At 65.2% G+C, this 11751-nt stretch carries 9 protein-coding genes; 4 read left to right on the forward strand and 5 right to left on the reverse strand.

Translation table 11 applies throughout. The annotated features are described in order from the left end of the window. Positions 1-41 precede the first annotated feature (41 nt). Together AYJ57_RS07615 and AYJ57_RS07620 are read left to right on the forward strand one after the other, a co-directional pair. A complete protein-coding gene (locus AYJ57_RS07615) occupies positions 42-1262 on the forward strand; it encodes an argininosuccinate synthase (RefSeq protein ID WP_066103408.1) in 1221 nt (406 codons plus the stop codon). Between the two features lie 229 nt (positions 1263-1491). Then, entirely contained in the window at positions 1492-1908 is a 417-nt protein-coding gene (locus AYJ57_RS07620) for a DUF1810 domain-containing protein (protein WP_066103411.1), read from the forward strand. Positions 1909-2409: 501 nt separating this feature from the next. Here AYJ57_RS07620 and AYJ57_RS07625 read toward each other — a convergent pair. Then, on the reverse strand, positions 2410-3123 hold the full coding sequence (locus AYJ57_RS07625; protein ID WP_066103414.1) for a branched-chain amino acid aminotransferase: 714 nt from the start codon (positions 3121-3123) through the stop codon (positions 2410-2412). A 10-nt stretch (positions 3124-3133) separates the two neighbouring features. Further along, positions 3134-4030, reverse strand: a complete 897-nt coding sequence (locus AYJ57_RS07630; RefSeq protein ID WP_066103417.1) for a D-amino acid aminotransferase — start codon at positions 4028-4030, stop codon at positions 3134-3136. 178 nt (positions 4031-4208) lie between these two features. Between AYJ57_RS07630 and msrA the strand changes: the two genes are divergently transcribed. Next, positions 4209-4856, forward strand: a complete 648-nt coding sequence (msrA, locus tag AYJ57_RS07635) for a peptide-methionine (S)-S-oxide reductase MsrA (protein WP_066103420.1) — start codon at positions 4209-4211, stop codon at positions 4854-4856. Positions 4857-4923: 67 nt separating this feature from the next. On the opposite strand, the gene AYJ57_RS07640 is transcribed toward msrA, so the two are convergent. Both AYJ57_RS07640 and AYJ57_RS07645 read right to left on the reverse strand, forming a co-directional pair. After that, positions 4924-5796 (reverse strand): ribokinase, encoded by an 873-nt coding sequence (locus tag AYJ57_RS07640; RefSeq protein WP_066103423.1) that lies wholly within the window; start codon positions 5794-5796, stop codon positions 4924-4926. A 73-nt stretch (positions 5797-5869) separates the two neighbouring features. Continuing rightward, the gene (locus AYJ57_RS07645; RefSeq protein WP_066103426.1) at positions 5870-8125 is read right to left on the reverse strand and encodes an NADP-dependent malic enzyme; all 2256 of its coding nucleotides are present in this window, start codon (positions 8123-8125) and stop codon (positions 5870-5872) included. Between the two features lie 133 nt (positions 8126-8258). On the opposite strand from AYJ57_RS07645, the gene mutS reads away from it, so the two are divergent. Beyond that, on the forward strand, positions 8259-10898 hold the full coding sequence (gene mutS / locus AYJ57_RS07650; protein WP_237220132.1) for a DNA mismatch repair protein MutS: 2640 nt from the start codon (positions 8259-8261) through the stop codon (positions 10896-10898). A gap of 289 nt (positions 10899-11187) precedes the next feature. On the opposite strand, the gene AYJ57_RS07655 is transcribed toward mutS, so the two are convergent. Beyond that, positions 11188-11742 carry a nucleotide exchange factor GrpE gene (locus AYJ57_RS07655; protein WP_066103431.1) on the reverse strand — a complete coding sequence of 185 codons (555 nt, stop codon included), beginning with the start codon at positions 11740-11742 and terminating at the stop codon, positions 11188-11190. Positions 11743-11751 lie beyond the last annotated feature (9 nt).

Below are 11751 nucleotides of genomic sequence, written 5' to 3' on the forward strand. Positions count from 1 at the left end.
GCAGTAATGCGCGAAGCCAGTTCATACGTGAGGGAATGTCCATGTCCGCGCCCAAGAAAGTCGTCCTGGCCTATTCCGGGGGCCTCGACACCTCGATCATCCTGAAATGGCTGCAAGCCGAATACGGCTGCGAGGTTGTCACCTTCACCGCCGATCTCGGTCAGGGGGAAGAGCTGGAACCCGCCCGCGCCAAGGCAGAGATGCTGGGCGTGAGTGAAATTTACATCGAAGACCTGCGCGAAGAGTTCGTGCGTGATTTCGTCTTCCCGATGTTCCGCGCCAACGCGCTTTACGAGGGGCTCTACCTGCTGGGCACCTCGATCGCCCGCCCGCTGATCTCCAAGCGCCTTGTCGAGATCGCCGCCGCGACCGGTGCCGATGCCGTCGCCCATGGCGCCACCGGCAAGGGCAACGATCAGGTCCGCTTCGAGCTGGCCTGCTACGCGCTGAACCCCGACATCAAGGTGATCGCGCCGTGGCGCCTGTGGGATCTCACCTCGCGCACGAAGCTCATCGACTTCGCCGAGAAGAACCAGATCCCGATCGCCAAGGACAAGCGCGGCGAAGCGCCCTTCTCGGTCGATGCGAACCTTCTGCACACCTCCTCCGAGGGCAAGGTGCTGGAGAACCCCGCCGAGCAGGCCCCCGACTACGTGCTGCAGCGCACCGTGCCGGTCGAGCAGGCGCCGAACGAGCCCGAGTATATCGAAGTGACCTTCGAAAAGGGTGACGCCGTGGCGATCAACGGCGAGGCGATGTCGCCCGCGACGATCCTCACCAAGCTCAACGAGCTGGGCGGCAAGCACGGCATCGGCGTTCTGGACCTCGTGGAAAACCGTTTCGTCGGCATGAAGTCGCGCGGCATCTACGAGACCCCGGGCGGCACCGTGCTGCTCGAAGCGCACCGCGGCATCGAGCAGATCACGCTGGATTCCGGCGCCGGTCACCTCAAGGATTCGATCATGCCGCGCTACGCCGAGCTGATCTACAACGGCTTCTGGTTCTCGCCCGAGCGCGAGATGCTGCAGGCGCTGATCGACAAGAGCCAAGAGCACGTCAGCGGCACCGTCCGCCTGAAGCTCTACAAGGGCTCGGCGCGCACCGTGGCGCGCTGGTCGGATCACTCGCTGTACTCCGAGGCGCATGTGACTTTTGAGGATGACGCCGGTGCCTACGACCAGCAGGACGCGGCGGGCTTCATCCAGCTCAACGCCCTGCGCCTGAAGCTGCTGGCCGCGCGGAACCGCCGCCTGAAAGGCTGAGCCCTTTCCCAGCGCTGACCCGAATGATCCCCGCCGGACATGCCTCCGGCGGGGATATTTTTTCCAAGAGGAAGATCACAAGCTCCGCTGCTTCCTCTTGGTCGAAATATCCCGGGGGAGACGCGCGCAGCGCGGCGGGGGCGGAGCCCCTTTCTTCCATAGGTACGCCCCCGCCTCCCGCTCCGCCGCACACTGCGGTAGGCTCGCCCGCGCAGGCGGAGGGCACGACATGGCAGAACTTCAGGAATTCATCGACGCACAGGCGCAGGTCTGGCCGCAGGTGACGCGCGAGCTGCGGCAGGGGCAGAAGGTCACCCATTGGATCTGGTGGGTGTTTCCGCAATTGGCCGAGCTCGGCCGCTCTCCCCGCGCGCGCCATTTCGGTCTGCGCGACGCCGCCGAGGCACAGGCCTATCTCGCGCATCCGCTGCTCGGGGCGCGGCTCGAGGAATGCGCGGGGCTGCTTCTGCTTCATGAAGGCAAGACACCCGAAGCGATCCTCGGGCCGGTCGATGCTTTGAAGGTGCGCTCCTGCATGACGCTGTTTGAGGCGCTGCCATCCGCGCCCGGCGTCTTCGCCGAGGTGCTCGACACGCTCTATGAGGGCAGCCGCTGCCCGGTGACAAGCGCCGCACTGGCAGGCTGAAGCGGCAGACACATCATTCTGAAGAACAAATAAAAAGTCCTGAAGGACAAATAAAAATGGCCGCTTCCGGTCACGACACCGGAAGCGGCCAAGGACGTGCAAAGGTGGGGATACGCAAGCACGCCCTTGCAAGGGGACGCCGGACAAGCCGCGATTGTGCGACCAAAGCCCGCGTCCGATCCCGAATTTCAAACCGTTTTTATTTACCGTCTTGTTCCGTGGCCCACTGCGTCAACTTGCACCACACATCTTAATAAAACCTAAGACGCGGCAGACCTCGGGCGGCTCAACTCGTACCGTTACCCTTACGCCGTCCAGCAACCCACAGGAGCAAAGCGGGCTATTTCGCACGGCGCTTTCCTATACACGCAGGGCTCACACGGTGAGTTTCAGCGGCTCGAAGTTTTTTCTACATTTTTTGTGAATCTTTTTCGGGCGCGTGTTTGCCAGCCCCCGCAAGGCTTGGCGGGGGCGCTACGGAACACCCCCGCCGCGCTACGCTCAGAGCGCCTCGGCGCGGAGCCGTTCGTAGAGCGGCAGCGCCTCATCGGCGACCTGCGCCGCCTCTCCGGAGAGCTCGGGCAGCGGCCCTTCGGCACCAGCAAAACCGGTCGAGCGATGCACCGAGCCATACCAATGCGGTGCCCAGACGCCGTCCTGCGCATGGCCGCCGGCGGGCCACGACAGCATCGCCGGATCGAAGCTGAGGCCGATGGCGGCGCACAGGCGGCGCAGCATGACCTCGGGATCGCGCCGGATGTCGGCGCTGTCGATCACCACAGGGCTTTGCCCGGCGGCGCGCATCTCGTCATAAAGCTCGGCCTGCTGGCGAAACCCCATGTCCTCGGCGGTGGCCGCCTCCCAGCCCTTGGTGAAACTGGCCACCACGCGCGCCGGGTGGCGGATCAGGAAGACGTTGACGCAGTTCGCCATGAAGCCACGCGGAATGCCGTCGATCATGTGCTGTACCATGTGCTTGTGGTACACATGCGGCTTGCCGCCGGGGATCGGCCCGAGCAGGCTCTGTGCCACCTCTTCGGCGCTCTCGGGGCGGCTTTGCTTGATCGCCTCGCCCATCGGATGATCGAGGCCCGTGAGCCGCAGGTAGGGGCCGTAAAAGGGCTCGTCCACCACGTGAAAATCGGCGCGATTGCCGAAGGAATACATCAGCGCCGTCGACAGATTGCGCGGCCCGGACCACATGGCCAGTCTCATTGGCAAAGCCTCACGGTTTCACAAGTTCCATATAAAGATCGCGGATGCGCTGTGTCACCGGGCCCATCTCGCCGCTGCCGATCCGCCGCCCGTCGATCTCGGACACCGGGGTCTGCGCGCCGAAGGTGCCGGTTAGGAAGGCCTCGTCGGCACCATATGTATCGACCAGCGAGTAGTTGCGCTCGTGGACGGGAATGCCATTGGCGCGGCAGAGGTCGATCACCTTCTGCCGGGTGATGCCGTTCATGCAATAATCGCCGGTGGAGGTCCAAACCTCGCCCTTGCGGACGATGAAGAAGTTGCAGGCGTTGGTGGTGTTCACGAAGCCATGCACGTCGAGCATCAGCGCCTCATCCGCGCCAGCCTTCTCGGCGGCGACACAGGCGAGGATGCAGTTGAGCTTGGAATGCGAGTTGAGCTTGGGATCCTGCGTCATCGGCAGACCGCGCTGGTGCGGCACGGTGGCAAGACGGATCGGGCGCGGGATCGAGGGCTTTGAATGCTCCATCAGGATCACCACGGTCGGCCCCTGCCGCGACAGCGCCGGATGCTGGAACGGGCGGGTCTTGAGGCCGCGGGTGATCATCAGGCGGCAATGCGCGTCGGTGCTCATACCGTTGGCCGCCTGCGTCTCATGAAGCGCGGCGATCAGCGCGTCGCGGTTCATGCCGATGTCGAGGTCGATGGCCAGCGCCGCCTCGAACAGCCGGTCGAGATGCTCGTCCAGAAAGCACCAGCGCCCGTCATAGAGCCGCAGCCCCTCCCATATGCCATCGCCCAGCATGAACCCCGAATCATAGACCGAGACCAGCGCCTCGGCTTTGGGTTTCAGCGTGCCATTGACCCAGATCTGGATCGTCTCGTTGCGGAGGTCCTCCTCCGCCTGATGCGTGGTGATCTTGTCCATGCAGGCACGCTAGGGCCGCCGCTGGCGAAGGGAAAGCCCCATGATGACCCCCCGTGATAAAGCCGCGAGATCAGGCCGTGCCGCGGAACAGTGGCTGTCACCAAGCGGTGAGCCGCGCGGATTTTGATTGATCGAACCGGCCCGCGCCCGCAGCCTGAGGCAAAGCGGAGGAGAGATCATGAAACGGCTGCTGATGAAATGCCTGCTGGGCCTTGCGCTGGCGGCGCCCGCATTTGCCCTGCCCGCGGCAGTTCGGGCCGGAGAGATCGTGGTCGCCGGCGGCTGTTTCTGGTGCGTCGAAGCCGATTTCGAGAAGGTGAAAGGCGTGCGCGAGGCGGTCTCGGGATATACCGGCGGGAGGACCGCCAACCCCAGCTACAAACAGGTCAGCGCGGGCGGCACCGGGCATTATGAGGCGGTGCGCATCATCTTCGATGACGCCCGCGTCTCGGCAGAGGAGCTTTACGCGCTGTTCTTCCGCTCGATCGACCCGACCGACGCGGGCGGGCAATTCTGCGACAGGGGTGAGAGCTATCGCACTGCAATCTTCGTCACTGGCGGGGCGCAGCGCGCCGCAGCGGAAACCGCGAAAGCTCAGGCGCAGGCCGCCTTGGGGAAAAAGATCGTCACCCCGATCCTGCCCGCGGGGCGCTTCTGGCCAGCCGAGGGCTATCATCAGGATTACTACAAGGGCGACAGTCTCGTGCTGACCCGCTTCGGCCCGCTCCGGCAGGCCTCTGCCTATAAGCGCTATCGCGAGGCCTGCGGGCGGGATGCCCGGGTGCGGCAGCTTTGGGGCAGCGCCGCGCCCTTTGCCGGGGGCTGAGGGGCTCTGCCCCGTCCGCTGACGCGGACTCCCCGGGATATTTGCGTCTAGACGAAGCCGAAATCGCTTAGAAGCGGTGCTCGGTGACGTCCTTGAGGTCGGGGATGACGTCGGCGGTGCCCTCGCGCATGACCATCAGCGCGGCGGCGCGCTGCGCCAGCTCGATCGCCGTCGCCATCGGCAGCGCCCGGTCGAGCCCGGCCAGCAGGTAGCCGGTGAAGGTGTCTCCCGCGCCGGTGGTGTCCACCGGGGTGACCGGCAGCGCGGCGAAATTGCGGCTCTCGCCGCTGTCGGTGTTGATCCAGCGGCAGCCCTTGGCGCCCAGCGTCACCACCACGTCGCGCACCGGAATACTCTCGATGCCCTGCCCCGTCGCCTCTTCGAGCTGCGCCGCCTCGACCTCGTTGAGCACCAGCAGATCGAGCAGCGGCAGCACGGCGGTCACCGCCTCGGCATCGAAGGGTGCCGCCGCATAGGCCACACGAAGTCCCCGCCGCGAGGCAATCTCGGCGGCCTCGCGCTGCAGGTTGGTCTCGTTCTGGAACACGAAGATGTCCTCGGGTCCGGCCTCTTCGAGACCGGCCTCGACCCGCTCCACCGACAGCGCGCGGTTGGCACCGGGGTGGATCAGGATCGAATTCTCCGCCTCGGCATCGAGCATGATGATGGCATGGCCGGTGGCCTCCTCGATCACCGCGATCTGCCGCGTGTCGACGCCATATTCGGTCAGCCGCTCGATCGCCCAGCGCCCATCGGGGCCGACCGCCCCAAGATGCACCACCCGCGCCCCGGCCCGCGCCGCAGCCACCGACATATTGGCGCCCTTGCCGCCCAGCCCGCGCGTCAGCCGGCTGGTCGCCAGCGTCTCGCCCGGCGCCAGCAGATGCGGCAGCCGATAGGTCATGTCGGCATTGATCGACCCGAGGTTGAAGATCGCCATGCTGCGCCCTGCCCTTTCATCTTTCTCAGAAATACTCCCGCCGGAGGCATCCGGCAGGAGTCATCAATGTGGATCAGCCGACCTTGCAGGCCGCCAGAACCGCCATGTTGAGGATGTCATTGGCGGTCATCGTCGTCGAGCAAATCTGGATCGAACTGTCGATGCCTGCGAGGATCGGGCCGATCACCGTCGCCCCCGCCATCTCCTGCATCAGTTTGACCGAGATCGAGGCCGAGTGCCGCGCCGGCACCACGAGGATGTTCGCCGGGCCGCTCAGGCGCTGGAACGGGTAGTTCTCTTGCGCGCGGGTGTTGAGCGCCACATCCACGGTCATCTCGCCTTCGTATTCGAAGTCGACGCCGCGCTGGTCGAGAACCATCGGCGCGCGATGCATCTTCGAGGCGCGTTCCGACACCGGATAGCCAAAGGTCGAGAAGGACACGAAGGCCACCCGCGGCTCGAGCCCGAGGTGCCGCGCGACACCCGCGGCGCGCTCTGCGATATTCGCCAGATCTTCGGCTTCGGGCCATTCATGCACCAGCGTGTCGCTGATCAGCACGATGCGGCCCTTGTGCAGCAGCGCGGTGACGCCCGCCACGCCGCTTTCGGCATCGGCGTCGAACACCTGATTGATCGCTTCCATCACATGCGCCGACTTGCGCGTCGCGCCGGTGATCAGACCGTCGCCATGGCCATGCGCCAGCAGCAGCGAGGCGAACACATGGCGATCGCGCGCCGCCAGACGGTGCACATCCTGCCGGTCGTAGCCCTTGCGCTGCAGGCGCTGGTAGAGAAACTCCTTGTAGGTCTCGAGGTGCTCGGTGTTGGCGGCGTTGACCACCTTGATCTCGCGCACCGCATCGGCAAGGCCGCTGGCCTCGAGCTTCTCTTTCACATCCGCCTCGCGGCCCACGACGATCGCCTTGCCGAAGCCGTTGCGCTGATACATGACCGCGGCGCGCAACACGCGCGGGTCGTCGCCCTCGGCAAAGATCATCCGCGCCTGCGCGGCCCGTGCCCGGCTGTTGATGCTGCGCAACACCGAGGCGGTGGGATCCATACGGCCCATGAGGCCCGCCTGATAGGCATCCATGTCGATGATCGGACGGCGCGCCGCGCCGGTGTCCATGCCCGCTTTGGCGACGGCGGGCGGAATGCGGTGGATGAGGCGCGGATCAAACGGCGTGGGGATGATGTAATCACGCCCGAAGGTCAGCGATTTGCCATAGGCCAGCGCCACCTCGTCCGGCACATCCTCGCGCGCCAGTTCGGCCAGCGCCTCGGCGCAGGCGATCTTCATCTCGTCGTTGATCGAGCGCGCGTGAATGTCGAGCGCGCCGCGGAAGAGATAGGGAAAGCCCAGAACGTTGTTCACCTGGTTCGGGTAGTCCGAGCGGCCGGTGGCGACGATGGCATCGACGCGCACCTCGTGCGCCTCTTCGGGGGTGATCTCGGGATCGGGGTTGGCCATGGCGAAAATCACCGGGTTGTCGGCCATGCTTTTCACCATGTCCTGCGTCACCGCGCCCTTGGCAGACACACCAAGGAAGACATCGGCGCCAACCATCGCCTCTTCGAGCGTGCGCAGCGAGGTGTTGGCCGCATGGGCCGACTTCCACTGGTTCATGCCCTCGGTGCGGCCCTGATAGATCACGCCCTTGGTGTCGCACATGATGCAATTGTCATGCTGCGCGCCCATGGACTTCAGCAGCTCGAGACAGGCGATGCCCGCCGCGCCCGCGCCGTTGAGCACGATCTTCACCTCTTCGATCTTCTTGCCCGAGAGATGCAGCGCGTTGATCAGGCCCGCGGCGCAGATCACCGCCGTGCCGTGCTGGTCGTCGTGGAAGACCGGGATGTCCATCTCTTCCTTCAGGCGCTGCTCGATAATGAAGCATTCGGGCGCCTTGATGTCCTCGAGGTTGATACCGCCGAAGGTCGGCCCCATCAGTTTGCAGGCCTTGATGAATTCCTCGGGGTCCTCGGTGTCCAGTTCGATGTCGACCGAGTTCACATCGGCAAAGCGCTTGAAGAGCACCGATTTGCCTTCCATCACCGGCTTGCCGCCGAGCGCGCCAAGATTGCCGAGACCCAGCACCGCGGTACCGTTCGAGATCACCGCAACGAGGTTGCCCTTGTTGGTGTAATCATAGGCCAGCTCGGGGTTTTCGGCGATTTCCTCGCAGGGCACGGCGACGCCGGGCGAATAGGCAAGGCTCAGGTCGCGCTGCGTGGTCATCGGCACTGTGGCCTGCACTTCCCACTTGCCGGGCGTCGGCTCGAGATGGAAGGCCAGCGCCTCTTCACGGGTGAACTTGGATTTCGACATGAGCGTGCTTCCCTCGACTATGAGCGGCGTTCCTCTTAGCGCAGGGGAAGGCTCTGCTCAACTGATTGCATTTCGCCTTTCGCCGCCCCTCGGGGCTTTGCTAAACCAGCACAAAGCAGCACTGGGGGACTACATGACGGCAGTCACGCCGATGATGGCGCAATATCTTGAGATCAAAGCGCAGTATCCGGACGCGCTCTTGTTCTACAGGATGGGCGACTTCTACGAGATGTTCTTCGACGACGCGGTGGCGGCGGCGGAAGCTCTCGACATCGCGCTGACCAAGCGCGGCAAGCATGCGGGCGATGACATCCCCATGTGCGGCGTTCCGGTGCATGCCGCCGAGGGCTACCTGCTGACGCTGATCCGCAAGGGCTTTCGCGTCGCTGTCGGCGAGCAATTGGAAAGCCCCGCCGAGGCCAAGAAGCGTGGCCATAAATCGGTGGTGAAACGCGACGTGGTACGGCTGGTGACCCCCGGCACGCTCACCGAAGAGTCGCTGCTGGAAGCGCGCCGCCACAACTATCTGGCCGCTTTGGGCCGTGTTCGGGACGATTGGGCGCTGGCGTGGTGCGATATTTCCACCGGCGCGTTTCACGTGATGCCCCTCGCCCGCGCCCGCATCGGTGCCGAACTGGCGCGGCTGGCCCCTTCGGAAGTGCTGGTCTCGGAAAGCACCGACGAAGATCTACGCCCGGTGCTGAGCGATCTCGGTATTTTTCCCACGCCGCTTGGGGCTGCGTCCTTTGACAGTGCCGGGGCCGAGGATCGCTTGAAGAGGCTCTTTTCCGTACAGACCCTCTCGGGCTTCGGCGCGTTCGAGCGGCCCGAGCTTTCGGCCATGGGCGCGCTGGTCGACTATCTCGACATCACGCAGAAGGGCCGCCTGCCGCTGCTGCGCCCGCCGCAGCGCGATGCCGTGTCGAACCTGCTGCAGATCGACGCCGCCACCCGGCGCAATCTTGAACTGACCCACTCGATGAACGGCGGACGCGCCGGGTCGCTGCTCTCGGTGATCGACCGGACGGTGACGCCCGGCGGCGCGCGTCTTTTGGAGAGGCGAGTTTCCTCTCCTTCGCGCAATCTTGACGTGATCGAGGGGCGGCTTCAGGCTCTGGACTGGGCGATGGGCGCGCCCGAGGCTCGGCAGCTGCGCGACGGTCTGCGCAAGGTGCCCGACCTCGACCGCGCGCTCTCGCGTCTCGGGCTCGACCGGGGCGGTCCGCGCGATCTGGCCGCCGTGCGCAACGCGCTGGCGCAGGCCGAAGAGATCGCCGAGACCCTAAACAGTGCCGAATTGCCCCCCTTGCTGGCCGATGCACGTGAAACACTCACCGGCCATGACGAGCTGATCGCGCTGCTCGAGGCGGCGCTGGTTGCCGAGCCGCCGCTGATGGTGCGTGACGGTGGCTTTGTCGCACCCGGCTACGACGCGCAGCTCGACGAGGCGCGCACCCTGCGGGACGAAGGCCGCGGCGTGATCGCCTCTATGCAGGCGAAATACGCCGAAATGGCCGGGGTGAACTCGCTGAAGATCAAGCACAACAACGTGCTCGGCTACTTCATCGAGACCACAGCGACCCACGCCGAAAAGATGATGTCGGCGCCGCTGAACGAGACCTTCATCCACCGCCAGACCACTGCCAATCAGGTGCGTTTCACTACCGTCGAGCTGACCGAGCTGGAGACCCGCATCCTCAACGCCGGCAACGAGGCGCTGGAGATTGAAAAGCGGCTCTATGAAAGCCTGAAAGGTGCCATTCTGGCCCGCGCGCCGCAGGTATCGGAGACCGGGCTGGCGCTGTCCGAGTTCGATGTTGCGCTTGGGCTTTCCGATCTGGCCAAGGCGCAGAACTGGTGCCGCCCGCAGGTCGACGACAGCCGCGCCTTCGAGATTGTCGCGGGCCGTCACCCGGTGGTCGAACGCGCGCTGCAGCAGCAAGGCGGCGCGCCTTTCATCGCCAATGATTGCGCCTTGAACGCCAATGGCGAGGGCGCATCGGTGACCCTGCTGACCGGCCCGAACATGGCCGGTAAATCGACCTATCTGCGGCAGAACGCTTTGATCGCCCTGCTGGCGCAGATGGGGTCCTATGTGCCTGCGGACCGCGCGCATCTGGGTGTGGTCAGCCAGATTTTCAGCCGCGTTGGCGCCTCGGACGATCTGGCGCGCGGGCGCTCGACCTTCATGGTCGAGATGGTCGAGACCGCTGCGATCCTCAATCAGGCCGACGACCGCGCGCTGGTGATCCTCGACGAGATCGGCCGCGGCACCGCCACCTATGACGGCCTGTCCATCGCATGGGCGACGCTGGAGCATCTGCACGGCGTGAACCGCGTGCGCGGGCTTTTCGCCACGCATTACCACGAGCTGACGCAGCTTGCCGCGAAACTCGAAGGCGTCGGCAATGCCACTGTCGCGGTGAAGGAATGGGACGGCGAGGTGATCTTCCTGCACGAGGTGCGCGAAGGGGCAGCCGACCGCTCTTACGGCGTGCAGGTGGCGCAGTTGGCCGGCCTGCCGCCCGCGGTGATCGCCCGCGCCCGCGACGTGCTGAGCGCGCTGGAGGAAGGCGAACGGGGCCGGACCTCGCCCAAGGCGCTGATCGACGATCTGCCGCTGTTCTCGGCGGCGGCGAAACCAGAGCCTGTTGCGGCACCGAAAGGCCCCTCGGAGGTGGAAGAGAAGCTGGCGACGCTGCTGCCCGACGAGATGACCCCGCGCGATGCGTTGCAGGCGCTTTACGATCTGAAGTCTCTGTTGAAGGGGTAAGCCGGACTCACGTGAAACATGCACTGCTGGTGGGTTCACGTGAAACGAAAGCCGGGTGGGCGACTGCCCGTGGGCTGGCGCTGCTACGATCGCGGTCTTCGCTTTATTCCCGCCAACTCCGGGCGACCTTCGTGCGTTTCACAAAGGCGACAAAGCGCCAGCCCGCCGGGACGGGCAGTCGCTCGCCCGGCGGCCTTCGGCCTTTGCTCCGGGCGGATCAGCGCAACGCCCCCAAAGAAAAACCCCCGGCCTCTCGACCGGGGGTTTTCCGTTTCTCACTGTAACGAAATCAGCCCTGCATCGAGCTGACGCCGACCTGCGCCGGACGCAGCAGGCGGTCGTAGAGCATGAAGCCCTCTGCCGAGACCTGAATGATCTCGCCCGCTTTGGTGCCGGGCACCGGCGCTTCGAACATCGCCTCGTGGTGCTTGGGGTCGAACTTGTCGCCCACTTCCGGGGTGATCGCCGTCATGCCGTGCTTGCTGAACACGTTCAGCAGCTCGCGCAGGGTCAGCTCCACACCTTCGATCAGCGCCTCTGCCGCCTCGGCCTCGCGCGCGGCGTTCAGCGCGCGGTTGAGGTTGTCGTAGACCGGCAGCAGGTCACGGGCCAGCTTCGAGCCGCCGTATTGCTGCGCCTCGCGGCGATCCTTGTCGGCGCGCTTGCGCGCGTTCTCGGCATCCGCCAGCGCCCGCATGAAGCGGTCTTTGTATTCGTCACGCTCAGCGCGCAGTTCGTCCAGCGCGATCGCCTCGTCGTCCATCTCTTCCATCTCGCTCGCGAGGGCTTCGGCCTCTGCCGCCTCGATATCGTCGAGAAATTCGTCTTTATTCGCGTCTGCCATGTCTAACCT

The organism is Salipiger sp. CCB-MM3 (assembly GCF_001687105.1).
Lineage (GTDB): Bacteria > Pseudomonadota > Alphaproteobacteria > Rhodobacterales > Rhodobacteraceae > Salipiger.